The following is a 26,142-nucleotide window of genomic DNA, read 5'->3' on the forward strand; positions in this document are numbered from 1 at the left end:
GGTCCATCCACAATAGACGCAATTTCTTTTATTACCTCATTAAAGTCCCTTCCCTCTCTTGCTATTAGGGATGGATTGGTTGTAACTCCACATATTACTCCCATATCATTAGCTTCTTTTATTTCTTCTACATTTGCTGTATCAATAAATAATTTCATACTTTTATCCTCCTAATAGAAGGCTTTAAATTATAGTTATTTAAAGTCCTCTATATCATTTTATATTATTTTTGCCCATTCGCAAAGTGTTAGTTGAATTTTATTTTGTTGTATCTCTTATAATGTCTCTTAAATTCGTGTTGTGATCTATTATAACTGTTTCTAGGCCCACCATACGGCTCCAATCATAAACTTGATCAACTGATAAATTTAAAGTAACTACTGTATGATGTCCACCACCAGCATAAATCCATGCTTTAACACCATCAATGAAATTTGGTTGTGGTATCCATACCATTTTAGCTACTGGTAAGTTAGGCATATCTTCATTAGGTGCAACAGCTGTTAATTCATTAATAATTAAACGATAATGTGTTCCTAAATCAAGCATAGATATAGCAACTCCGCTTCCAACTGAACCATTAAAAGTTAAACGAGCTGGATCTTCTTTATCCCCAATGCCTAGTGGTTTAACAATTACTGTAGGTTTATCAGATGCAAATGTTGGATCAACTTCAAGCATATGTGCACCTAAAACTCTTTCATTACCAGTGCTTAATTCATAGGTGTAATCTTCCATAAACCCTGTCTTTTCATTACTAGTCATAACTTTAATTAGTCTACTAAGAGCTGCAGTCTTCCAGTCTCCTTCACCAGCAAAACCATATCCTTCAGCATTTAAACGCTGAACTGCAAGTCCTGGTAATTGTTTCATGCCATATAAATCTTCAAAATTTGTAGTAAATGCTGTGTAATTTCCTGCCTCTAGAAAAGTTCTTAATGCAATTTCCATTTTAATTTGTTCTTTTACATGTTCTTCATAGAACTTAGGATCATTTTCTCCTATGTCCATATTATAAATTTTCTTAAACCCTTCGTAGGTAGAATCAATTTCTTTTTGCGAAACCTTAGCTATTTGTGCCACTAAATCCCCAACAGCAAAGTAATCGACTGTCCATCCGAATTGAATTTGAGCTTCTATTTTATCTCCTTCAGTAACAGCAACATTTCTCATATTATCACCAAAACGTGCAACCTTAATGTGTTGGCTTGCAATGTATCCAGCAGCTACGTTCATCCAATCAGCAATTTCCTTTTTAACTTCATCTTTTTTCCAGTGTCCTACAACTACCTTATTGTGTTTATTTAATCTTGCGTTAATGAAGCCATATTCTCTATCACCGTGAGCACTTTGATGTAAGTTCATATAATCCATATCCATTGTCTTCCATGGAATGTTTTCATAAAATTGTGTAGCTAAATGTAATAGAGGTTTCTGTAATAATTTTGTACCTGCAATCCACATTTTAGCAGGTGAGAATGTATGCATCCAAGTAATAACACCAGCTACATCATCATTGTAGTTTACATCTTTCATCAATTGTGTAATTTGATCTGGTGATGTTGCTAATGATTTAAATTCTATAGGGTATGGTAATTTTCCGCTTTCATTTAAAGCCTTTGCAATCTCTTCTGAATCCTTCTTTACTTGTGCTAGAGCTTCTTCACCATATAGGTTCTGACTTCCTACTATAAACCAAAATTTCATCTTTTTATTTTTCAACATAATATATTCCCCCTGTTCTATTTTTTAATTTGACCATAATATGCATTTTTTCCATGTTTGCGATTAAAATGTTTATCTAACAAAACTTGATCCATTGTAATTTTATGTGCATTCAATTGTAAAGAGTGATACGCCATTTTTGCAACTTCTTCTAATACAACTGAATTATGAACTGCATTTTCTGGACTTGTGCCCCAGGTAAATGGTCCATGATCATTTACGAGTACTCCTGGAACATAGTCTGGATTAATATTATTTTTATTAAAAGTTTCAACTATAACATCACCTGTTTGTTTCTCGTAGTCTTTAATTATTTCTTCCTCAGTCATAGCACGTGTTACAGGTATTTCACCGTAGAAATAATCACCGTGTGTTGTACCAGCGGCTGGGATGGATACTCCTGCCTGAGCAAAAGAGACAGCCCAAGGCGAATGGGTATGAACCACACCTTGAATATTTGGGAATTTTTTGTATAAAACTATATGTGTGGGTGTATCGCTTGAAGGATTGAGTTTTCCCTCTATTACCTTTCCATCCATATCAACAATAACCATATCGCTAGCTTTCATTGTTTTATAATCAACGCCACTAGGTTTTATAACAATTAAACCTTTTTCCCTATCAATTCCACTAACATTTCCCCAGGTAAAAGTTACAAGTCCATACTCAGGTAATAATAAATTGGCTTCAAGTACTTTTTGTTTTAATTCTTCTAACATGATTTAACCTTCTTTCACTCTTCCTTCTTTCACTCTACCTTCTTTAATCCACTTATTTTTCCAATAGAACGATTGTACAGATACGTTTCGATTTCTTCCAATGATTTTCCTTTTGTTTCATAAAGAACATATTTTGCGAATAAAAATCCTATAATACAAATTCCAGCAAAACCAAAGAAGATTATAGATAAACCGATTTTTTCAAGTAATACTGGGAAAAACAATGCAACTAAAATATTTCCAAACCAGTTAACTGTTGATGCAATACCCGTAGCAAGACCTCGAATATTACTTGGAAACAATTCTCCAACTACAATCCAAGTAACAGCAGCCCAAGAGTATGCATAAAAGATAACATATACGCAGATAAAGAAAAATACAGCCCACGTTGCCCATGCATGATTGGCTCTAGCTGCAGGATAAATTAATCCAACCAATAATAGACATGTTCCCATTCCAATTGAACCAGACATAAATAGAGTACGACGTTTGAATTTATCTACAATCAGTAAGGTTACAATCGTTGCTAACACAAAGACAACACCAATACCAACTGTACTAACAACTCCACCAATTGCTGAACCAAAAACCTTTGCTAGAATTTGTGATGAATAATAAAATATTGTATTTGCTCCTTGAAGTTGTTGTAATAGCGTTAACCCACAACCTGCAATTATAGCAGGTAGAGCTTGTTTTGCAAACAAATCCTTAAATGATCCTGAATTAGAATGCTTTGAATTAACAATTTCATCATATTCACTTTGAGCTTCTTCAGGGGAACGCAATGATTGTAACACTTTTCGTGCCAATTCATTTTTTCCAATTTTAACTAAGAATCGTGGTGATTCTGGTAACACTAATGTTCCTAGTAGCAATACAACTGCTGGTACCATTGCACCACCAAGCATCCAGCGCCATCCTTCAAATACATGTAAGAATGCATAATTTACGCCGTATGCAGAAAGCATTCCTACAGTTATCATTAATTGGTTCAGACCTGATATTTTTCCCCGTGTTTCAGCGGGACTAATTTCTCCCATATACATTGGAACCAAGGCAGAAGCACCGCCTACAGCTACCCCTAGAATAATACGAGAAATAATCAAAAAGCTGATATTACTAGAAAAAGCTGACCCTAATGCACCAATTCCAAATACAATGGCACTCCACATAATCATTTTGCGACGACCAAAATGATCCGCTAATGAAGCCATTAATGAAGCTCCAACCATGGCTCCAACAAACAATCCTGAAGTAATAAACCCTTCAAGCCATGAATTAATATGCCAAGTTGCACTAATTCCAGGTAAAGCACCATTAATTATTCCAATATCATACCCAAACATGAAGCCTCCAAAAGCTCCAAAGAAGTAAATTAACGTTGGTGATACTTTTTTCTTCATTTTAATCTTCCCCCTTAATAATTAGTTAAATAATAATATTTATTCAAGTAAACTATCATCGTTTCAATTCTATAAAACATTAATTATCTCTTGCTATACATCTATCATTTACCTATATTAAATGCTCCACTGCAGCTTGCTCAATAGGAATTCCATTTTTATAACGATTCATAAATTGCTCAAAACCAGCAACATCTTTTGGTTCAGGCTTTACTTCTTCAGCTACATAACCAGCGAAGACCTTTTTTGATAAAAATTCTTCTAAGGTGGAAGTAGCCTCCTTATTTTTTAAGTAGCTGGCTAATAGTGCAATTCCCCATGCGCCACCTTCCCCTGCAGTTTTCATAACCGATACTGGTGTGTTTACAGCAGCTGCAACTGCTTCTTGTCCAACGATAGGTGTCTTAAACAATCCACCATGACCAAGTAATTTATCAAGTTTCACATTCTCATCCTTTAGGAGAATGTCCATTCCTATTTTCAATGCACCTAGCGAAGTGAAGAGATGTGCTCGCATAAAGTTTGGTAAGTTAAATTTACTTTTTGGTTTCCTTACAACTAGAGGTCTACCTTCCGAAACACCCGTGATATTTTCACCTGAAAGATAGTTATAAATAAGAATTCCTCCACAATCAGGATCACCTAGAAGTGCTTGACTATAGAGCCCCATATAAAGAAGATCTGTTGGAATCTTCACATTTATCGCTTCGGTAAATTGCTGGAAAATGTTTACCCATGCTTCTATATCAGAATACCCATTGTTTGCATGAACCATTCCCACTAAGTCTCCTGAAGGTGTAGTTACCACATCAATCTCTGTATGGACCTTAGTAAGTGGCTTCTCAAGAACGACCATGGCAAAAATTGATGTACCTGCCGAGACATTTCCCGTTCGCGGTGAAACTGAATTTGTCGCAACCATACCTGTCCCTGCATCTCCTTCAGGTGGACATATTGGAATCCCAGCTTGAAGATTTCCACTCACATCAAGTTTTTTTGCTCCTTCTTTAGTTAACGTGCCCGCATTTTCACCAGCTAGCAATACTTTTGGTAGTATCTCTCCAACATTTAATGAATGTTTTGTAACTTCAGGTAGCTGATTGAATTTATTTAACATATTCTCATCATAATTATGTGTCTTCATATCAATTGGAAACATTCCTGATGCATCACCAATGCCGAGAACCTTTTCACCTGTTAGTTGCCAATGAACATAACCAGCTAAAGTAGTTAGAAAATCAAGTTTTTCAATATGTGGTTCATTACAGAGAATAGCTTGATATAAATGAGCTATGCTCCATCTCTGAGGAATATTGAATTCAAAAATTTCAGTTAACTTTATTGCTGCTTCTCCTGTCATGGTATTACGCCATGTCCTAAAAGGGACAAGAAGATTTCCTTCTTTATCAAATGCCATATATCCATGCATCATTGCTGAAAAGCCAATGGAACCTATTTTTGAAATTGTAACTCCATATTTTCCTTTTACCTCCGCAAAAAGTTTTTGATAACTGTATTGTAATCCCTTCCAAATCTCTTCTAGGGAATAAGTCCAAATGCCATCCTCTAGGTTTGTTTCCCATTCAAAGTTGCCACTAGCTATTGGTAGAAAATCACTTCCAACAAGAACAGCTTTAATACGAGTGGACCCAAACTCTATTCCTAGTGATGTTTTACCATTTTCAATTTCTTCTACGATTTTCTCTTTTATATCCAATAGAAAAACCTCCTCTTAAATAGTTGCAAACGTTTTTTGATAATAGATATTACTATTTTACACGTATATGCTAATAAAATACTTTAAAAGTACGTACTTATTTTATTGCAATTCCCAATTTCATTTCAGTTTTAGTTAATGATCCTTAGATTACTTTATTAGAGTAATCCTTTACATAAGATGCGATACGATAACTTCACCATTTTTTAAATTAACAACCACAGCTCTTGAGGATAATAATCCAAAATCAATTCTCACTGTATATTCCATTGTCATTTTAATAACCTCCCTATTAAGTAATCGCTTTCAATACAAATAATAATATTTATTCGCATCAATGTCAATACATTTTTATAATTTGTACGTATAAATTTCTTGAATTATTGTTAAAACCCTTATGCTCTGCTATAATATTAATATTAAATAAGTTTTATTATAGGAGAAAGACATGAAGCATAAATATGAAGAAGTTAAAGAAAAAATTATAGATTGGGCAATTGAGGAAAAATATAAACCTCATGAAAAAATACCCACAGAATCCGAGCTAATGTCTATTTTTAACGTGAGCAGACATACAATAAGAAGAGCCATAAGTGATTTAGATACTCAGCAATATGTATACCGGATACAAGGCAGTGGAATATATCTGTCCGATTGGAAACAAAGTGATTTACATTTAAAGATGAACAAAAACGTAGGCGTACTTACAACTCATATATCTAACTATATATTCCCAGATATAATTCGAGGTGTTGAAAATACTCTTTATGATGAATCTTATTCTCTTTTGTTATCTTCAACTAACAATAATGTAATGTTTGAAAATAGTAATCTAAAAAATTTGTTAGCACATAAAATAGATGGTCTTATTTTAGAACCAACAAAAAGTGCCTATCAAAGCCAAAATATAGGCTATTTAAATAATATAATGTCTCAAAATATCCCTTTTGTTATGATAAACGCCTCATATTCTGACATTAAAGCTCCAAGTTTACGTGTTGATGACTTTAGTGGCGGCAAAATAGCCACTGAACACCTTATTTCTTTGGGACATAAAAATATAATGGGTATTTTTAAAGTTGATGATTCTCAAGGTATTAACAGAATGAATGGATTTATAACGCAGTGTGAAAAACATGAAATTTCATCTTCTCCAAATCAAATTTTAACTTATCTTTCTGAAGAAGTTGAAGCTATATTACCTAATAGAATAGAAGTTATATTAAAATCAGAACAACGTCCTACAGGCATCTTTTGCTACAATGATGAAATTGCGTACATGACATTACACATTGCGCATAAATTGAATTTAAAGATTCCACAAGATCTTTCTATTATTGGTTTTGATGACTCAACACTCTCAAGAGTCATGGATCCCAAATTAACTTCTGTAACACATCCAAAAGAAAAAATGGGTATAGATGCCGCTAAATTAATTATTAAATTAATTAATAATGATAACAAATTCGATGACAGTGACTCTATACTATATGAACCTAAGCTTGTTGTTCGTAAATCTACTGCTTCACTTTAAATTAAGTAAGTCCTTATTATAAAATAAGGACTTACTTAATTTAAATTTTATATCAATTTTAATGCTTCTTTGATTCCTAATTTTTCAATGTTAAATATATTTTTAGTTATAGATTCTGTTAATCCTTCAATTCTATTTAGATTCATTTTCCAAATATTTTCATACCCTAAAACTTCCTCAACCAATTTTCTTATGCCTTCTACAGTTCCATCACAGTTTTCCCATAAATTTTTATAAAACTCTAAGATATAATCATCGTCTGAAAGTTTTATTTGTTCTTCGCCTCTTATTCCTTTATAAAAATATATTAGAGATGAAAGTGAAAATACTAATTTTTTAGGTAACTCACCTTTAATTTCTGTGTATTTTAGTAATGAAGGCAAATCCCTAGTTTCAAATTTTGACATTGAGTTTAATGCAATGCTCATTAAATAGTGATGCACAAATGGATTTTTAAATCTATCAATTACTGAATCTGCAAAATGCTTTAATTCATCTTGTGAGATATCGGGATTTACTAGTGATGGAATAATTTCATCATATATAATTTCTCTTATGAACTTCCCTATAACTTCATGTTCCGCTGCTTCTCCTACTGTTTCGAGTCCATAAAGATACGCTACTGGAACTAATGCGGAATGTGCTCCATTAAGTATTCTCACCTTTCTTGTTCTATATGGCGTAACATCATTAACTAGTTTCACATTTAGGCCTGCAATCTCTGTAGGGAGTTCATTTGCAAGAAAACTTGGTCCTTCAATTACCCATAAATAAAATTGTTCACCTATGGCTACTAACTTATCTTCATATCCAAGTTCTTCCGTGACTTCTTTAATATTATCCTTTGGGTACCCCGGAACAATTCTATCTACAAGTGTATTGCAGAATGTGTTTGCTTCATCTATCCAAGAAACAAACTTTTCACCTAAATTCCATATCTCAGCATATTTTTTTATTATTTCCTTAAGTTTTTCTCCATTCCTATCAATAAGTTCACATGGAATAACCACAAGCCCCTTATCCTTTTGTCCATTGAAAAATTTAAATCTTTCATGTAATAATGCTGTAAGCTTCCCAGGATAACTTTTTTGACACACATCTCCAAGCTTATCGTTTTCATCAAATGCAATTCCTGCCTCAGTAGTATTAGAAATTACAAATCTTAATTCAGGATTTTTAGCAACATTTAAATATTCATCATATTGTTCATAGGGATTAATACATCGGCTTATACAATTAACAACTGAATGTTCTTTAATAGGTTTGCCTCCTTTAATCCCTTGCAAACAGACCGTGAATAATCCATCTTGTTCTATTAATTTAGGAATTACTCTGCCTGTTGCTAAAGGTTGAATCACAACTATACCTGTGTTAAAATTAGCCTTTTTATTCATTATATCTATTTGCCAATCTGCAAAGGCTCTTAAAAAATTACCTTCTCCAAATTGTAAAATCCTTTCAGGATATTTCTTATACTCTTTATAAGTTTCTTTATTTAATTTCATTTGTTTTCCTCCAAACTAATTTTTATTTTTCTTATTAATGAACACGTGAACAAATTTTAACCTATAACTTTATTCCATAATTTTTTTTACTTATTTAGCTATATTATTAGCCTTTCCCCTGCTTCATATTTTTATTATAACACGTGCTCTTAAAAATACAATAGATAATTGGAAACGTTAACATTTTACTTGCATTCTTCCTATATCCAAAATCATACCTATTCCAGTTACAACTATAGGAATTAAAATACTATTAATAAATGATTGTGTCATACCATTACCTCCATAAATTCATTTCTAAATTAAAATAGAACTATAGTTTCCTATAGTCCTAGCAATTTTAATCTAACATTTTTAACCATGTAGCTTGCCCCACAACACCATCTTGTATTAATCCATGACTTGCCTGCCAGTTTTGAACATTAACCTTTGTAGCATTACCAAATATCCCATCTATTGAACCGCCTACCCTATATTGGATATACCTAGTTGCATATTCATAATGTTTGTATGTTACTCCGTCAGTCGGCCTTGATAATATTTCATTAACTGCGGCCGTTGTTTTTGATCCCCAAATACCATCTACTACTAAACCCATAGTTATCTGGAATTCTTTTATTGCTGCTGTAGTTGCCGGGCCAATTATTCCATCAACTGCTAACCCTTTTTTAAGAAGAGTATTTAATTGCATTTGAATTGTTCTTACAGTAGAATCGCCATTTTGTACTTGATTAAATTCTAAAGTTGCTGCAGTTGTAGAACATTTAAGCACTGAATCTGAAAACAAATTCAAATCAGCGTCCCCTTGAAGTCCATTGATTTTTCCATGCCATGCATACTGAATACCAGCATATTCACCTGTAGTTGATGGTAAGGAATAATTTGAATATGGAATATCTGCTGGTTCTGCAATCCATATTCTATTTTTTGCTATCCCAGACCTATCAGCTGTTGAATGTGAACCATAATATAATAAGTTAGCATTTTTACTCATAAACTGAGTTACGAAATTGAAATCAGGCGCCACTATCTCATAATCTAAAACAGGTTTTAAATCCCACTTATATTTTGCTACCTCGCCAATAAAGTGACTGTACTCATCAATTGGATTGTTTTGTTCTGCGAAGTGGTAAGCACCCACTTTTAGCCCTGAATTCTTTGCGGCTTCGTGCTGCTGACTAGCTTTAGGATTTATATAAGTTAATCCATCTGTAAGTTTAATATAAACAATATCAACACCATCATTTTTAACTGCATTCCAATCCGTAATAATTGTCCCTGAATAAATATCTATTCCTTTCAATTTAATATTCCTACTCCTTCCTACTTAAAAATTTTTATTTTTACTTCTTCAATATCTTTTTTAACATCTTCAAGTATGCTAAATTTATCTGTTAATTTTCCTATAATCTCCTGATATTTTGTTTCTCTTTCTTCTGCTTTTCCATCCCTCTCTTCCTGCTTTTTGAGAATATAAAAAAGTAGTACTACAAACAGTGCTGCCCATATTCCCTGCTGCATTGCCATTTTAAACACCTCATTTTCCACATTGAACCTCCCCACTATAAGCTCTCTATTTTCTTTAATAATTTACTTTGGCTCAAATCCGCTGGACTTGGATATTTAATTCCTTGACATAAATCAACCCCCACGGCTTTATAAGCATCTGCTACCAAAGTGCTACAAATATGACTTTTAAAAGGCTCTTTGTATGGAAGCACTATATGCATGCTATATCTTATTGCTTCAACTATTAAAAGTAGGAAGTCATATCTAGTACCTACTTGCCCTTGAAGAAAATCCTTAATCCCTTCTCTTTGAACCTCAGTCAAACTTTCACAGGTATATATGTCTAATTGGTTTTTATATTTTGTAATTGGAGCATCCCCAGTTGGATCAAATCCATCTGCTTCAATTAATATCCCATCCCCTACATATGCAGTTGCATGAGAATATTGACTATGTTCAAAATCTTCAATAGTTTTTGAAATCCACCCAATTCCTTTATCCAAACCTATATCACCTATTTGCATAAAATCACCTCCTAATATGATTTACATCAACTTTAATCACTATCTATATTCATGATTATAACTCCATATTCGCCTTGAGTTTTGTTAAATTTTCATCATGTTTATAAAAATATTCCATAGACTGAAAAAGGCACTTACTAAACAGTAGATGCCCTATTTTTTAATTCTGTTATTTCATTTTCTAAGCTTGTTATTTTATCATTTTGCTCCTGTAGAGACCCTATCAAGTAAGGCATTAAATTATTATAATCTGGCGCATAATAATCAACGCCGCATTCATCTGTATACCAAATTTTTTGAAATAGGGGATTGATTTCTTCCAATTCCTGTGCAATTACCCCCATATCTACATGTCCAGTTCCATCCTTCCAAGTATATTGATGTAGTTTTATCCTATTTATGATATCCAAGGCGTTTATACTTGTATCTTTAATATCATATTTTAATCTTACATCTGATCCAGCCATATTATATATCCAATAGGTGTTAGTGTTAGTTCCATTATGAACATGAACTCCTAAATTTGACCCACCATCATATATAAAATCAGTTATATTTCTTGAAGATAACAAATAATAGTTTGCTCCTGCTGTATCTATAGTATTCTTTACCAGGCTATAATTCCAATATTTGTTAGTGCCATTAGAATGGTCTGCAAATTGCACCGCAAAAGACGTAGAATCAAGTATCATAAGTGCATCAAGATTATTTACTCTTTGTGTTTGGACGTCAAGTTGGTCAAACAATGTTATACTGGCTCCATTTGTCGTACCTATATTACTTGTAATACTTAAAGCACCATTAACATCTATATGCGTTGCTGGATTTCCATCATCTCCAATATTGCCACTTGCCACTCTAAACAAATCAACATTACTTGTATTACATAGCTTTAATCCCGTAGCTGTATATGCTCCACTAGCCCAACTCCCAATTATCCCATAAACAGAGGAGCCTGGTGTGCTAATCTTTTGTGCTGTAAGATTAGTAGTATCAATAACACTTGCGCTAATTTTACCTGTTGTGATATTATTGCCATTTATAGTAGTGCTTCCTGGTGAACTTAGACTATTAAACGTTGCATAACCAGTTAAGTCTATTTTATTAGCTTTGATAGCTATGCCTTCAGATGAAAGGTTAATTGATGCTATAATGCTGTCTTTAGCTACATGTAAAGCAATGTGACCTTCAGTTATGCTTATTTGTGAGTCAGTGTAGGTTTTAGCACTTATTACTGCAGTATTTGCCTTATTAGTTGCATCGGTACTAGCTCCTGCTATCCCAGCATTATAAGTTGTTGTAGTTACATCTAAATTTATACTACTATTTAGTTGTATAATAGAACTTTCCGCAGTAGAAATCCTTGTAGCTATTCCACTTAGCATCGTGCCTATATTTATATTATTAATTGTTGAATTATATGTGTATAAAGAAGTATCTAAATATAGTGGCAATAATGTAGGAATTGTAGCACTTGTATACAGCAGTACACCATTTTTATAGTAGAGTATGTTATTGTTTTCCATAGATATTCTAAGGACATCACCAACAGCCCATGTGCCAAAAGTGCCTTTATTTGTACCACTTTCATATACTTGTAAATCATTACTGGAACTAGAGGTATACCATGCATATTGAATATTGATGTAATTAGCATCTGGGTTTGTATGACTTAACCCTATCATATGGTAAGAACTTGTAGTTGAAATAGTCTCCTCTATATATTTTCCATTTGATATGGGTTCGGGAGAACCACAACCTGCATCCCAAGCAGAAGTGTTACTTGTTTTAGTAATAGTGTTATTGCTAATGGCACACCCTATTAGATTATTAAAAGATATATTATAGATTTGTGCATTACTGTCTGCAACTGCTGGAACCCAATCTGAAGCTTTATTACCACTTTCTATCATTATCTTATCAAATAAAGCTGTTACACTTGGAGTAGTTACAGTAATTTCAAAAAAGTTAGTATCATAGGGCAGATTGGTTACATTAATAGTTATACTTATTTTAGTCCAATTTGGTGTAATTAAAATACCATGTGTACCAAGGTCAGTAAATGCAACTGCTCCATTAACATTAACTGCACCGGTAGTTTTAGCCCAAAATGAAATATTATAGTTCCCATTTATAGATGGTAAAACACTATTGAATCTCATTCGCTGAGGGTTAGTTCCACTGGCTATGCTAAGGGCTGTTTGTGTTCCATCCATAGCAATTCCACCATTATAAGTAGCTATGGAATTTCCTCCAATTTGTTGAATATTTTTCATTGAAGCTTGAGTAAGGTAGTTAACTCCACCTACTTGAATATTATTAACCGCTGTAGCTATATCTGATGGAGTAGCCTTTTGGCTTACTGAAGTTTGCACACTACCTACAGTAGAACTTAGGCCATTCAACGTTTGGCTTAATGTGTTTACTTGACTATTTACAGAAGTTACATTGCCATTTGTAGTATCTGTTTTAGAATTTAGGCTACCAATACTACTGGTTAAACTGTTTAGTGTTTGTGTTACTGTTGAGTAATTACTATTTATTGTAGTAATCTGTGATTGAGTGTCCTCTGGTGCAGATGTCCAATCTGTACATTTGCTACCCTTCTCAAGTTTCACAAAGGCTAAATATAAAGTACCAAGTGAATTTCCATTAAAGTCTATAAAACCACCATAGGATGATGAACTTAAATAAGAAGCATATTCATACTCTCCCTCTATCTTAAAAAACTGCCATGTGGTAGTAACTGAAAATATATGGTTTGTATTGTCACATATATCTACTTCAAGATTTCCAGCTGTAGTTGACTTAGCCCAAAATCCCAAGGAATAAGTATCAATATCATGTACAGTCCAGTTGTTAATTCTCCATAGCCCAACACTAATATTCATATAACGTGCATTGTTACCCCCATAAGGGTCAGTAGTTTGGGTTCCACTAAATATAGCATTATTTATTAAATTTCTTCCACCTATTTGAACATTATTTATAGCTGTATTTATATCCGTTTGCCATATTTTATTAGTAATATTTCCTTGTATAACTGATATAGAAGTGCCTTGACTACTTACTGTTTGTGATGTGCCTATCACTGTATTGGATAAATTAGTAAAAGCAACTTGTAGTGTCTGTCCAGTATCATCAAATTTCACCTTGCTAGTTGATAGAGTTGATGTTGAACCATTCATGGAACCAAACACAGAGTCTATATTAAGCTTGCTACCATTGATATTAGCATTTACATCTATTTTGCTATCATCAACAGCACCCTGTGTTATTCCTTCGTGAGTTACTCCATCAGTTCCAAATAAAACAGTGTTTCCATCTGAACCTCTTACAAGTAAATTATAGTCAGTTCCATTTAACCCTAGGGAAACACGTTCCTTCCCTGTTGTATCCCATACCTTCATTACATTTCCTTGAATTTTCAAGTTACCACTATCTGAAGTTACAACAAATTTATTGGTAGATATATTCCCAGCATTCAGCTTTGCTACATCTAAGTCAATAATTTGTGCAGATGCTATTGCGCCATTTGCGATAGTTGCATCGCCTGCTTGAATAGCACCAGTTGCCATATTTTCACTTGTGATATTCCCAGCTAATAGTGTATCTATATCCCCAGTATCCGAAATTAAATTTTTAATTTTAGCATTTGTCACAGATAAATCATCAATAGTAGCTTTGTTAGCTACTAAACTGTTAATGTTTCCATTTACAGCGTTTAAAATTGTTAAGTCACCTTCTGTAGCATTTAATTTTCCTATATTAGCTATGGTGGCATTAAGACTATCTACGTCAGCTATTTCAATATGAACATGCTGAATATTATCCCAATCAATGTTGTCAACCTTGCTCCCGTCAATGGTTCCATCAGAAGTAGTAACAGCATCCACAACATCTGAAGTATCTTGAAATTTTATCTGTAGATATTCCAATGATGGACTTTTATTTGAAAGTTCAATCTCGTTTCTTTCTGGTTCTTCTGGATATATGGTCATCTTTGCTATTCTTTGTTTTTCTTTTATATTTTTTTCCCTACTTAAAATTGTAACTGTATCTCCAAGACTATAATCAATTAGATTATATACAGCATAATTTTCTGAATCTATAGCTTTTGCTAAATCTACAAGATCCACTTTATAGGATTTTAATGGCTTGCTTTGATAATTCAATTGAATTATCGCATCCTCCATAAGTGCTGTAGGGTCCGTATATCTATTATCCTCCCAGTAACCAATTAAACTCTTATTGCTATACTGATGATTTTCTATATAATTTATTCCATTGTTTACAGTAGTGATATCCAGCCCATCTTTTCCTATTGGCACAAGTTTTGTAACATAGTCGTAAGAATTTCCCTGAACCTCTAATTTTTTCAGGTTTAATTGTTCTGCAAAGTATGCTCCTTTGTCCTCTCCCATCTCATTGTAAACATAAACTTTTTTATTTATTGAATCATAACTCATTTCACAATCATAAGAGCTCTGTATTTCTTGAAGTACATCATAAGCAGTGCATGTACTTTTGCTTACTGGCCTAATCTTTGATACATCACAACTTCCAACTGTCCACCCTGTTCCAGCAAGTGCTAAATTTACAGCATCAAAGCAACTTTCAGTTTTTATTTCAAAATGATCTACATTTTGTCCTTTTATGTTTTCTATGTTTATTTTGCATACATAGTCCACCCAATCATCATCATTATAGTTAACTTCCTTTACTATATACTCGTTTTCTCTTGTTCTAATATAACATTCTTCTTGTATCAAATCCTGGTAAACATCATTACTTGGGTATTGAAAAGAGAGGGTATCCTCTGAATTGAATTCCCTCTCTACATTGTATTCCCTATAATTTGTTAAACCAGCTATTTTGTTATGATTCTTATCATAAAATATTAGCATTTAATTCCCCCCTTATGAAGGATTATTTAATATCAGCGGCAACTGATTGGTTTCCTATATGAATAATATTTACAGTACTATTTATTGCTATAACCTCTTTTATCACATTCCCATCGGAAATTATCTGAACTAAATAGTTGCTCTTATCAATTCCGGGATTCACATCATTTACTTCCTTAACCCCTTCCGCTTCAATTATTTTTCCTTGCTCTTTTACTATATTTTCATTTACCATTTTAGTTTCCCCCTATTAAAATATTACGTATCCTAAGTCTTTAGCTCTACTTTTTACTGCTGTTTCAAATTCCGCGTATTGATTTTTCGCATCTGTAGCATCAGCGTTCAATAATTCTTTATTTACTACATTCATATTAATATTTAAATTTTCATTTTTTTCATCTAGTGTTGCACTTAAATACGCTACTAAAGTGTCCACCCCATTACTATTTTTAAGTGTTATATCTCCATTAAAACTTGTTGTTTCATTTACCATTATATATCTCTCCCTTTTTTATATTTATAACCATTTAGGTTTATATTGAATAGTTACTATGCTATTTGAATTATCAGTTGAAATATTGTTTTCTCCAGGTTTTACCACAGGAAAACTCCACATATCAACATCAGCAAATTTATTTTGTCCATTTTCAATTACCATACATTTTTCTCCATCAATTAAAACTGGAATATTAGCATGAAGATTGTTTACCACTATGATATCTTCAAACCCATTTATTGTATAACTTATTGTATCTATAGGCACAACAATGCTAACAATGGCTGCTGATGGAAGATTACCTGGTGAATTAATCACCTTTGTATTCTGCTTATCCATATTTTCAGTAATTGCAGTTTTATAAGTATATGCACACTTAAATTCTATCTCTAGTGTTTTTTCTAAAATATTATGGTGTACTATATTTGAAGTTTCCAGTGTACAATCATAATAAAAATCTAGATCATCAAATTTTAGCGTGCATCTCTTTAATTCACTGCTAAAGTTACTAATATTACTTAGCACATCTTCATGACTTTTACCTCGTAGGAAAAACTTACACTTTATCTTTTTAAAGTACTCCTTCTGATAATTTATCACAGGAGAAAGTCCCTTTCTTAGCCAATCCTCATAAGTTGTCACCTCTGAAAGCTGTATATCCCTGTCTACAGACAAAACCCCAAAGGTAGCAACATCAATGTTATTTACTAGCATTCACTACCCCCTCCTTCTTTGTGTTACTAATGCAGCTTGATTTAGCATATAATCTACGTCTTTCTTATCCTTAAAAGAGTAATTTCCATTAAAATTGATTACAGAACCGGCAGTATTTCCAGCATTACTAGCTATAGCACCCGAGTATGCTACTTTTAGGCTACTGTTAAACTTTGGTGACTTAATAGCTGAATTCATAAGAGAATCAAGCTGAGGCAATTGTTTATTAATACCATCCATAAACCCGCTAATCATATTAGAACCCCAGTTAACTATGTTTTGTCCTTCACCTTTTTTACTTGGTGAATGGAATCCTAAAAAGTTTGCAACTGACTTAACAACGTTATGAGCTGCATCGGCTGCTTTACCTGCCATGCTTTTAATTCCACCAATAAACCCATTAATCATATTAATTCCCCAACTACCAGCTGTTCTTGCTAAATCACCAAACACACTTCCAATTGCACCTACTATGCTTCTAACAATAGAAATTACTGCATTTAAACTAGTACTTACTATATCTTTTAAAGTATTCCAAGCTCCAGACCAATTTCCATTTATAATCTGCATTACAAGCGTTATTATATTTAATACATTGTGTATAGTCGTATCAACTACTGTTTTTATTATATTAAAGGCTGAACTTACAACTTTCATTATTGTTTGACCATGTGCCTGCCAAAAAGCTGTTATAGCTGTAAGAACAGTTTTAATGATTGAGTTTATCGTATTCATGACTATTGTTATTGTATTTTGAATCAAAGGCCAATTTGTTTTAACCCAATTTACTACCACTGAAAATTCACTGACCATAAAACTTAATACTGGCTTTAAAACTTTGTTGTATATACTTTGTAATTGTGTAAATACCATTTGGAATACTGCTTGAATTTTGGGCCAGTTAACTTTAACCCAATCTACTATAGCCGAAAATCCATTGACTATATATGGCTTAATAAAGTTTATAACTTCCTTGGTTTTATCCCTTATTCCAAACCAATTTTTTGTATATGCAACTGCAAGAAGTGTCACTGCCGCTATACATAACGCTATAGGTAAATTGATTTTTCCTATAACATTACCTAAATTGCTAAGTACAGGATTTAATTTGCCCATTGTCGTTCCAAGTGAACTAAAAGCAGTTTTAACCTTGTCAAAAGTTGCTTTTATTGAATCAAATGCCTTCTTAAATTCACCAATTGATTTTTTTATTGAACTGAATGTTGTCTTAAGTTTGTCTATGGTATCCTTAATTGCACTTATGGCTTTCTTAAAGTCTCCAATGGCTGAACTTGCTGAACTAAAAGCAACTTTAAAATTTGTTATGTCCCCTTTTACAGAAGTAAGTATTTCTTTTAAGTTTTTTATTGAGATATTACCAGATTTAAACATATTACCTGTTTTAGATACAGTTTCTCCTGCAGAACTAAATGAAGTTTTAAAATTACCAATAGATTCTTTTGTTGAATTAAAAGTTGTTTTTACCTTACCTGTAGTATCATCAATACTCTTAATAGAGCTTTTGAAATTTGCTATTGGTTCCTTTGTTGACGCCATGGCTGAATTTACCATTGAAATAGATTCCTTTATTGAATTAATGGCTTCTTTTAAAGGATTAAAATTAATACTTTGAATTGATGATAATTCATTTATCATTTAATCACCTCCTCGTACAATAAACATAAAAAAGACCACTCATATAAAGTAGTCCCATTCACATTTTCATTAATAGCCCATGTTATCAAATTCAGCTATATTTTCTGAATTTTTCTTCTTTTCTCTATATAATAGGATATCAAAGAAAAAGAATATATCCCATTCATCCACTTCACTAAGACTAAACCCAGACTCCATAAGACTTGAGTATAAATCTAATATAAAATCATACGGAGATAAATTATCATTATCTCCGTTTATACGTTTGGGCTTTCATCTGCAATTTGATTCATCTTATCATTTAAGTTTCCAGTAACAGCTTGTATACATTCTGTAAACTTAGGTACAAGCGTATCTCCTGAAGTCCCATCTAAAAACTGATCATAGGTGAATTGTTTTCCAAATATATCTACAATATAATTTACCATATCATCAATTGTACCTTCATCTGTTTTTACATCTGAATCCCCAAATTGTTTTATAGTATTTTTTAGTATTCTAGCACTAATAAATGGTGCTAAAAAAGTTTTGCTCTCTCCATCTATCACTAAATCTATTTTTAACATACTAGTATCACCCTTTCTTTATTTAAGCTTTTGCGGTTGAAGTTAAATCTTCTACAGAAGTAAACCAAGTTGCTGAAACATCTACATATCCGGTTTCCTCTTCATCTGCCATTCTTTTCCACTGTTTATCAAAGGCTCTTGGCATAGCTACTCCATCTAATGTGTCACTCTGGAATTTTGGAGTTGCAGCTGAACTCTCTGCCTCATCTTTGCTATCTCCAAATAGGCATTTTAATATTTTTATATATCTAGCCTTTCCATTACTCTTTTCACGTTTATACATAAGAGCTACATAAGGTGCTCTATCATTAGATTCATACACAATTTCACCATTGTTTAGTTTATGTCCTAATAGATCTGTTACAACTGATAGTGGTAACGTGCTTACTCCTAAAGAAACTTTAACTTCACCTAATACCTGTGAATATTCCTGAATTATACCATCTGCATAAAATGAAGCCCTTCCTGTTGTTGCGTCAACACTTAATTTAACTACTCCTGGTATTGGTTTTGGTGCAGCATACTGCACCCCACTCTTATCATCACCTGATAATACTGCATAATACAAATTGTCTACATTAATAAAATTACTCATTAAAACTCACTCCTTATTTTTTTATATTTTTTTCTTAAACCCAATAGAATTACTTTGATTTTAAGATGGACTTCTAATCCGAATTATCATGATTATCACCTCCTAAAACAATTTTATTTATGGTTCTATAATATAAAACCATACTATAGTATTTTTAAAGAATTTGACTTCACTCATTACAGTATATAAATTGTTTCCATCTTGTATTTTTACGTTTGTTAGTGAAATACAATCGTGGCTAAAACTTTCTAAAAATCCCTCATATATTATTCCATCAGTAGATTTTAACTTTACTTCGCACATGCTACTTCCCCCCTTCCTGCCCTTATCTTGTCTATTTGAAATTCTAATGTTTTTAGCCTTTTAATCTCTGAATAATTTAATATCAGAGCTGACACATCCTGTACAAAACCCCTTACCCTTAACTTATCAATACATTTTTTATGATAATAAACTTTTATATTATAATCATATTTACCACCATAAAAATTTCCAATTACAAAACTAGCTGCACTCATATCAATAAGTTTTATTACAACCTGATCATTGGAACCTATTACTTCTATTAACTTTTCTAAACTTGTTTTTTGCTTTAAATAAATTTCTTTACCTCCTAACCACACTCTAATCATTTTTGCACCCTCTTTTTAAGAAAAAAATAAAACCTGCATTTTCATGCTGGTTTCTTAAAAATAGTTAGAGCACTGACAATTGCCAGTGCTCTAACTGTTTTTCTTTCGCTATAGCTATATTATATCAGGTTGTAAATCAAATTCACTGCACACTTTATGCAAATTTTAATATATAACTTCAATTCCAAACAACTGAATTGCAAACTTTCTTATTGCTTTTGATTTATCAGAATAAAATTTCCTCTCACTACAATTTAACTTTTCATAAACACAAAAGTCTCTGAGTCCATCTATGTAATAATAAGTTAACAATTCCCTTTCATACTGTGGAAGCTTACCTAGAGCTAAAACTATTTGCCCTGTCGATTCTATTGTTTTTTGCAATTTATTTTTATATTTATCCAGAATAAAAATTTTGTTAACTAGTTCATCATCAGGTCTATTTTTATTAGAACCAGTTGGCATGTCCGAATAATGAACTTCCTTAACATTTAGTAGTTCCTCTTCTATTTCCTCTATTTCTTCTTTTAAATTTCTCTCTGATATTTTTAAATCTGAATAACTCTTTAAATACTCGCTTGCTTCCCTTACATAATCCATATTACCCCTCCAAACAATAAAGGCACTGATTCTCATCTCAGCGCCTTGAATATTTCTTATTACGTTATAACTAATTATATCACGCTTGAAATCAAATTCACTGCACTATTTCTGCATTTAAGTATTACACTGCAATCCTTATATGAAATAAATTAATTGCAAATTTCCTGATTACTCTTGCCTTGTCTTCATAAAATTTTCGCTCACTACACTTTAATTTTTTATATATTAAATCATTTCTTAAATCATTAATATAATAAAGAATCAATATATTTTTCTCATACGCACTTAAATCATTGAGTGCATTGGAGATTTCCATCATAGTTTTCTTTGTACTACTCAGATTAATCTCCATCCTTTTTATTTTAAAAACTTTGTTAAATATAAAATCACTATTATGCATACTCTCTTCTTTTCTAAATATGCTTAATTCAGATTTAGTTGTATCTATTTCATCCTCTAGATTTTCCTGCGCCACTTTTAAATCTAAATATATACTTAAATATTTACTAGCTTCATTAATATACTCCATATACAATCACCCTTTATATTTATTATTTAATATATACATAATGTATCTTTATATACATTATAGTATACGTTATGTATACATTGCAATATATAAAGTCAATAATATTAAAAAAAATATAATTTTTTTCCTGTGTTCGCATACTGTTCGCTTTTATTTGATTTAAATTTAGTCTACAATTAGTAGTATAAACCTACTTAGAAAGGATGTTATTAATGATTAATATAGGTAAAAATCTAAGAGAATATAGAGAGAAATCCGGCGTTACACAGCAACAAGTTGCAGATGAAATTGGCGTTAGCAAAGGAGCCATTGGGCACTGGGAAAATAATATTCGTTCTGTTAATCTGGTTATAATTGAAAGATTAGCTAAACTTTACCATACTACAGTAAGTAACCTTATTGGAGACGAGAACTACGAAATTAAATCTTTAGATAACGTGAATCTATTGGATAAAATAATATTAGATTTAGCAAATGAAGGTTACTTCAAAAATGATGAAAGCTTTGAAGATCTTGATAAATCTCATAGGCAAATATTAGTTGGTGCCCTTGATAGCCACATAAAAAAAATACTAAACAAATAAGTAAATATTATTTAGCATTTTTACCATCTTCAAATCCAATTTTATATATATGTTCTAACTGAATATTCTTAATAGTTTCAACAGATTTTTCTAGTTCTAGAAACAATAGTTGTTGACTTAATGACATTGTTTTTTCAAGTGCATTACATTGATAAATCGCACTTTCATAAATTTCTTTGTCTTCTATGTGTTCATTTATCTTATCTATATACGTTTCATATATTGTTTTATGTACATTATCCTCCATATAAAATTCATCCCCTCGTAAATCCTAATTATAAATACATTATATTCCTCAATATACCAGTTTTCAACGAATATTTACGTATTGATATATATCCTTTTTATTTAATCTTATAATTACTGTTTATTATAGGACTTATTGTGTTGCTCTTTTACTGCTTAAAAGCGATTTCTCCTACTGTCTCATCTACACTTTTATATAATTCCTTTCAATATGGACACTATGTCCATATTTATCTGTTAATTACGTACATTTGGTTCATTGAATGAAATTTTGAAATAAATTATAATTAAAATAGCGATTATTTATTAATATGATAATAAACATTCTGTTTTTTTATCATATTATACATATATATTGATTTTATTTAAATTATAGGGGGTTTTAAATTTGTACCAATCGATTATAAGGCTAAGAATGAGTTCTAGTGATGCTCACTATGGTGGAAATTTAGTAGATGGAGCAAGAATACTTGCTCTATTCGGTGATATAGCAACAGAGCTTTTAATTGAATATGATGGAGATGAGGGGCTTTTTAAAGCTTATGAAAGTATTGAATTCATAGCACCTGTTTTTGCTGGTGATTTCATAGAAGCTAGTGGACAAATCGTAAAATCAGGAAATACTTCTCGAACCATGACATTTGAGGCAAGAAAAATCGTATCACCAAGACCTGACATTAACGATTCTGCTGCTGATCTTTTAAATAAGGCTATTGTTGTTTGTAAAGCAAAAGGCACTTGTGTTGTCCCAAAAGATAAACAAAGAAAAAAATAATCTTGGAGGCCAAAAATGTGGAAAATTTAATTATTACAGCAGCAATATGTGGTGCCGAGGTAACTAAGAATCAAAATCCAAATGTTCCTTATACCGTGGATGAAATTATAAATGAGGCTAATCTAGCCTATAAAGCAGGTGCCAGCATAATCCATCTACACGTAAGAGAAAATGATGGCACTCCTACCCAGGATTATCATATATTTAAAAAATGTATTGATGGTATTAAAGAGTGTTGCAAAGATGTAATTATTCAGCCATCTACCGGTGGTGCTGTAGGCATGAGTAATGATGAAAGATTAAGCCCTCTAAAATTAAAACCTGAAATTGCAACTCTGGATTGCGGAACATTAAATTTTGGAAAAGATGAAATATTTTTAAATACACAAAACACCATTATATATTTTGCTGAAAAAATGCAGCAACTAAATATAAAACCTGAAATAGAAGTTTTTGATAAGGGAATGATTGATACTGCTTTAAGGCTTCTCAAAAATGGAACTTTAAAATCACCTCTTAAATTTAATTTTGTTTTAGGGGTACCTGGTGGAATAAATGCAAGCCTAAGAGATTTAGCTTTCTTAGTTGGAAGTATCCCTTTTGATTCAGTTTATACTGTAACTGGTATAGGCAGGCACCAGTTTAATATGGCAACAATTGCTATAGCTAGTGGCGGACACGTGCGTGTAGGTTTTGAAGATAATCTTTATATAAAGCGAGGTATTCTGGCAAGTTCAAATGCTGATATGGTTAAAAAAGTTGTTCATATTGCAAATATTCTTGGAAGAAATATTGCTACTCCAAATGAGGCAAGAAAAATTTTAAATATCAAGGAGGAAAACTGATGAAATCATCTAAATATGGTATTCATAGAGTTATAGTACCTAAAGGTACACTTCCACAGGCTGCTCTTAAAATATCAAATGATATGAATATAACTAGCAATGAAATTCTAATTAAGGTTCAAGCTCTTAATATAGATTCTGCAAGCTTTTCACAAATGGAAAAAGCTGCTCATGGGGATTTAGAAATAATTAAGACTACTATTATGGATATTGTAAATAAAAGTGGTAAAATGCAAAATCCCGTTACAGGTTCAGGTGGAATGCTTATTGGAACAATAGAAGAAATTGGTTCGGATTTAATAGGAAGAAGTGATCTTAAAGTTGGAGACAAAATAGCTACCTTAGTATCATTGTCACTAACTCCTTTAAAAATAGAAAAAATCACCGCTATTTATAAGGACATTGACAGAGTAGAAATAGAAGGAAAAGCTATTCTCTTTGAAAGCGGTAAATGCATTAAACTTCCTAGCGATTTAAGTGAAAATCTTGCTCTTGCAGTACTAGATGTGGCTGGTGCACCAGCTCAGGTATCAAAGCTTGTAACTGAAGGTGACAATGTGCTTATTCTAGGAGCCTTCGGTAAATCTGGAATTTTATGCTCCTATGAAGCTAAAAAAAGAGCTGGCAAAACTGGGAAAGTTGTTGGACTTGTTGCCTTTGAAAAAGACAAAGAAGATCTAATTAAAACAGGATTTTGTGATGAAGTTATTTTAGCCGATGCTACAAATTCCATAAAAGTCTTAGATAGTGCTCTTTTTGCTAGTGGTGGAAAAGAATACGATATTGCAATTAATTGCGTAAATGTTACTAATACTGAAATGTCCACTATTCTACCTGTAAGAGATGAGGGCATCGCTTATTTTTTCTCAATGGCTACAAGTTTTACTAGAGCTGCTCTTGGTGCTGAAGGTGTTAGTAAAGATATAAAACTCTATATTGGAAATGGCTATACAAAGGGTCATGCACAAATTGCCCTGGATGAACTTCGTGAATCCAGCATACTTCGAAAGATTTTTGAAACAAGATATGCTTAACCCAATTTTTTGTGAAAGGAGATTATTGTAATGATTAGTGGCAAGCGTTATGAACTATTTAAAGATGTACCGTTAAGCGATTGGAACGATTGGAAATGGCAACTAAAAAACAGAATAGAAGATATCGACCAGCTTAAAAAATATCTAAATCTTACAAAAGAAGAAGAGGATGGTGCAAAAAAATGTCTTGGCAAGTTCAGAATGGCCATAACCCCATATTATTTATCATTAATAGATGCTAATGATAAACATGATCCTATAAGAAAGCAGGCGGTTCCTACCATAGATGAATTAAATATATCCAGTGCAGATCTTTTAGATCCCCTTCACGAAGATGGTGATTCCCCTGTACCTGGTTTAACTCACAGATATCCTGACAGAGTATTATTACTTATAACTGATCAATGTGCAATGTATTGTAGACATTGTACTCGTAGAAGATTTGCAGGCACCAAAGATAAATGTCTTCCCATGGCTCAAATTGAAAAATGTATTGAATATATTGCCTTAAATCCTTCTATACGTGATGTTCTTCTCTCTGGAGGCGACGCCCTTTTAATTAGCGACGAAAACTTGGAATATATAATAAAAAGGCTGAGAGAAATTCCCCATGTAGAAATAATTCGAATAGGTTCAAGAGTTCCTGTTGTTATGCCTCAAAGAATAACTGATGATCTTGTAAATATGCTAAAAAAATATCATCCAATTTGGTTAAACACACATTTTAATCACCCAAATGAAATCACAGAAGAATCAAAAAAAGCCTGCGAAAAATTAGCTGATGCTGGCATTCCCCTTGGAAATCAATCCGTTTTGTTAAAAGGTGTTAATGATTGCGTCCATGTAATGAAAAAATTAGTAAACGAACTAGTTATGATAAGAGTTAGACCATATTATATATATCAATGTGATCTTTCCATGGGACTTAGTCATTTTAGAACTTCTGTATCTAAAGGCGTAGAAATTATTGAAGGTCTTCGTGGTCATACGTCAGGATACTGTGTTCCAACCTTTGTAGTGGATGCTCCCGGTGGTGGTGGAAAAATACCTATAATGCCAAATTACGTAATAAGTCAAAGTAATGATAAAATCATCCTTAGGAACTTTGAAGGAGTTATAACCTCATACCAAGAACCTAAAAATTATAATCCAGATTGTCACTGTGATGTATGTACTGGACGAAAAAAGGTTCACAAAATTGGAGTTTCTGGCCTTTTAAATGGAGAAAATATTACTATTGAATCTGGAAATTCTGAAAGAAAATCTAGAGAAAAATGTTTTTCTGGCGAGCCTGAGCTTAATCCTAAAACCGTAAAAGCATGAC

Annotated in this window: 27 protein-coding genes; 6 read left to right on the plus strand and 21 right to left on the minus strand. The window is 32.3% G+C overall.

Annotation, left to right across the window (positions count from 1 at the left end; translation table 11 throughout):
* The 5 genes from BR66_RS23685 to BR66_RS0111430 form a co-directional block, all read right to left on the minus strand.
* The coding region (locus tag BR66_RS23685) for a transaldolase family protein (RefSeq protein ID WP_035796089.1) at nucleotides 1-158 on the minus strand (158 nt) is incomplete at its 3' end.
* A gap of 100 nt (nucleotides 159-258) precedes the next feature.
* Nucleotides 259-1,725, minus strand: a complete 1,467-nt coding sequence (araA, locus tag BR66_RS0111415) for an L-arabinose isomerase (protein ID WP_026883056.1) — start codon at nucleotides 1,723-1,725, stop codon at nucleotides 259-261.
* A 17-nt stretch (nucleotides 1,726-1,742) separates the two neighbouring features.
* Nucleotides 1,743-2,444: an L-ribulose-5-phosphate 4-epimerase gene (locus BR66_RS0111420; protein ID WP_026883057.1), complete on the minus strand. Its 702-nt coding sequence runs from the start codon at nucleotides 2,442-2,444 to the stop codon at nucleotides 1,743-1,745.
* Nucleotides 2,445-2,473: 29 nt separating this feature from the next.
* Nucleotides 2,474-3,847 (minus strand): sugar porter family MFS transporter, encoded by a 1,374-nt coding sequence (locus BR66_RS0111425; protein ID WP_026883058.1) that lies wholly within the window; start codon nucleotides 3,845-3,847, stop codon nucleotides 2,474-2,476.
* 112 nt (nucleotides 3,848-3,959) lie between these two features.
* The gene (locus BR66_RS0111430; RefSeq protein WP_026883059.1) at nucleotides 3,960-5,564 is read right to left on the minus strand and encodes a xylulokinase; all 1,605 of its coding nucleotides are present in this window, start codon (nucleotides 5,562-5,564) and stop codon (nucleotides 3,960-3,962) included.
* 448 nt (nucleotides 5,565-6,012) lie between these two features.
* Between BR66_RS0111430 and BR66_RS0111440 the strand changes: the two genes are divergently transcribed.
* Nucleotides 6,013-7,098, plus strand: a complete 1,086-nt coding sequence (locus BR66_RS0111440) for a GntR family transcriptional regulator (protein ID WP_026883060.1) — start codon at nucleotides 6,013-6,015, stop codon at nucleotides 7,096-7,098.
* 47 nt (nucleotides 7,099-7,145) lie between these two features.
* On the opposite strand, the gene BR66_RS0111445 is transcribed toward BR66_RS0111440, so the two are convergent.
* The 15 genes from BR66_RS0111445 to BR66_RS0111520 all read right to left on the minus strand — a co-directional run bounded on the left by BR66_RS0111445 (nucleotide 7,146) and on the right by BR66_RS0111520 (nucleotide 21,334).
* Nucleotides 7,146-8,603 carry a tagaturonate reductase gene (locus BR66_RS0111445; protein ID WP_026883061.1) on the minus strand — a complete coding sequence of 486 codons (1,458 nt, stop codon included), beginning with the start codon at nucleotides 8,601-8,603 and terminating at the stop codon, nucleotides 7,146-7,148.
* A 340-nt stretch (nucleotides 8,604-8,943) separates the two neighbouring features.
* Nucleotides 8,944-9,906 (minus strand): peptidoglycan-binding protein, encoded by a 963-nt coding sequence (locus BR66_RS0111455; RefSeq protein ID WP_026883062.1) that lies wholly within the window; start codon nucleotides 9,904-9,906, stop codon nucleotides 8,944-8,946.
* Between the two features lie 20 nt (nucleotides 9,907-9,926).
* Nucleotides 9,927-10,151 carry a BhlA/UviB family holin-like peptide gene (locus tag BR66_RS0111460; RefSeq protein ID WP_026883063.1) on the minus strand — a complete coding sequence of 75 codons (225 nt, stop codon included), beginning with the start codon at nucleotides 10,149-10,151 and terminating at the stop codon, nucleotides 9,927-9,929.
* Nucleotides 10,152-10,165: 14 nt separating this feature from the next.
* Complete coding sequence (locus tag BR66_RS0111465) at nucleotides 10,166-10,636, minus strand: C40 family peptidase (RefSeq protein WP_026883064.1); 471 nt, start codon at nucleotides 10,634-10,636, stop codon at nucleotides 10,166-10,168.
* 137 nt (nucleotides 10,637-10,773) lie between these two features.
* Entirely contained in the window at nucleotides 10,774-15,543 is a 4,770-nt protein-coding gene (locus tag BR66_RS24825) for a phage tail spike protein (protein WP_026883065.1), read from the minus strand.
* 22 nt (nucleotides 15,544-15,565) lie between these two features.
* Nucleotides 15,566-15,778 (minus strand): hypothetical protein, encoded by a 213-nt coding sequence (locus tag BR66_RS0111475; RefSeq protein WP_026883066.1) that lies wholly within the window; start codon nucleotides 15,776-15,778, stop codon nucleotides 15,566-15,568.
* Between the two features lie 15 nt (nucleotides 15,779-15,793).
* Nucleotides 15,794-16,036, minus strand: coding sequence for a hypothetical protein (locus tag BR66_RS0111480; RefSeq protein WP_051624206.1), 243 nt, complete (start codon nucleotides 16,034-16,036; stop codon nucleotides 15,794-15,796).
* A gap of 24 nt (nucleotides 16,037-16,060) precedes the next feature.
* A complete protein-coding gene (locus tag BR66_RS0111485; protein ID WP_026883068.1) occupies nucleotides 16,061-16,753 on the minus strand; it encodes a phage distal tail protein in 693 nt (230 codons plus the stop codon).
* Nucleotides 16,754-16,756: 3 nt separating this feature from the next.
* The gene (locus tag BR66_RS0111490; protein WP_026883069.1) at nucleotides 16,757-18,409 is read right to left on the minus strand and encodes a phage tail protein; all 1,653 of its coding nucleotides are present in this window, start codon (nucleotides 18,407-18,409) and stop codon (nucleotides 16,757-16,759) included.
* Between the two features lie 257 nt (nucleotides 18,410-18,666).
* Complete coding sequence (gpG, locus tag BR66_RS0111495; protein ID WP_026883070.1) at nucleotides 18,667-18,975, minus strand: phage tail assembly chaperone G; 309 nt, start codon at nucleotides 18,973-18,975, stop codon at nucleotides 18,667-18,669.
* A gap of 22 nt (nucleotides 18,976-18,997) precedes the next feature.
* Complete coding sequence (locus BR66_RS0111500) at nucleotides 18,998-19,570, minus strand: major tail protein (RefSeq protein ID WP_026883071.1); 573 nt, start codon at nucleotides 19,568-19,570, stop codon at nucleotides 18,998-19,000.
* Nucleotides 19,571-19,687: 117 nt separating this feature from the next.
* Nucleotides 19,688-19,873 (minus strand): hypothetical protein, encoded by a 186-nt coding sequence (locus BR66_RS0111505; protein ID WP_026883072.1) that lies wholly within the window; start codon nucleotides 19,871-19,873, stop codon nucleotides 19,688-19,690.
* On the minus strand, nucleotides 19,861-20,202 hold the full coding sequence (locus BR66_RS0111510) for a hypothetical protein (RefSeq protein ID WP_026883073.1): 342 nt from the start codon (nucleotides 20,200-20,202) through the stop codon (nucleotides 19,861-19,863). The genes BR66_RS0111505 and BR66_RS0111510 overlap by 13 nt, the downstream gene beginning before the upstream one ends.
* Before the next feature lie 165 nt (nucleotides 20,203-20,367).
* Nucleotides 20,368-20,802 carry a DUF1492 domain-containing protein gene (locus BR66_RS0111515; protein ID WP_026883074.1) on the minus strand — a complete coding sequence of 145 codons (435 nt, stop codon included), beginning with the start codon at nucleotides 20,800-20,802 and terminating at the stop codon, nucleotides 20,368-20,370.
* A 124-nt stretch (nucleotides 20,803-20,926) separates the two neighbouring features.
* A complete protein-coding gene (locus tag BR66_RS0111520; RefSeq protein WP_026883075.1) occupies nucleotides 20,927-21,334 on the minus strand; it encodes a hypothetical protein in 408 nt (135 codons plus the stop codon).
* A 212-nt stretch (nucleotides 21,335-21,546) separates the two neighbouring features.
* Between BR66_RS0111520 and BR66_RS24830 the strand changes: the two genes are divergently transcribed.
* A complete protein-coding gene (locus BR66_RS24830) occupies nucleotides 21,547-21,918 on the plus strand; it encodes a helix-turn-helix domain-containing protein (protein WP_051624207.1) in 372 nt (123 codons plus the stop codon).
* 7 nt (nucleotides 21,919-21,925) lie between these two features.
* Here BR66_RS24830 and BR66_RS0111530 read toward each other — a convergent pair whose 3' ends face one another.
* Complete coding sequence (locus tag BR66_RS0111530) at nucleotides 21,926-22,165, minus strand: hypothetical protein (protein ID WP_026883076.1); 240 nt, start codon at nucleotides 22,163-22,165, stop codon at nucleotides 21,926-21,928.
* Between the two features lie 387 nt (nucleotides 22,166-22,552).
* On the opposite strand from BR66_RS0111530, the gene kal reads away from it, so the two are divergent.
* The 4 genes from kal to kamA are packed head-to-tail and all read left to right on the plus strand — an operon-like array spanning nucleotide 22,553 to nucleotide 26,141.
* Nucleotides 22,553-22,939 carry a 3-aminobutyryl-CoA ammonia lyase gene (kal, locus tag BR66_RS0111535; protein WP_026883077.1) on the plus strand — a complete coding sequence of 129 codons (387 nt, stop codon included), beginning with the start codon at nucleotides 22,553-22,555 and terminating at the stop codon, nucleotides 22,937-22,939.
* Nucleotides 22,940-22,956: 17 nt separating this feature from the next.
* Nucleotides 22,957-23,784 carry a 3-keto-5-aminohexanoate cleavage enzyme gene (gene kce, locus BR66_RS0111540; RefSeq protein ID WP_026883078.1) on the plus strand — a complete coding sequence of 276 codons (828 nt, stop codon included), beginning with the start codon at nucleotides 22,957-22,959 and terminating at the stop codon, nucleotides 23,782-23,784.
* A complete protein-coding gene (gene kdd / locus BR66_RS0111545; RefSeq protein WP_278246813.1) occupies nucleotides 23,784-24,818 on the plus strand; it encodes an L-erythro-3,5-diaminohexanoate dehydrogenase in 1,035 nt (344 codons plus the stop codon). The genes kce and kdd overlap by 1 nt, the downstream gene beginning before the upstream one ends.
* 30 nt (nucleotides 24,819-24,848) lie before the next feature.
* Nucleotides 24,849-26,141, plus strand: a complete 1,293-nt coding sequence (kamA, locus tag BR66_RS23700) for a lysine 2,3-aminomutase (RefSeq protein ID WP_035796093.1) — start codon at nucleotides 24,849-24,851, stop codon at nucleotides 26,139-26,141.
* Nucleotide 26,142 lies beyond the last annotated feature (1 nt).

It is taken from the genome of Clostridium akagii DSM 12554, from assembly GCF_000686725.1.
Taxonomy (GTDB): domain Bacteria; phylum Bacillota; class Clostridia; order Clostridiales; family Clostridiaceae; genus Clostridium_I; species Clostridium_I akagii.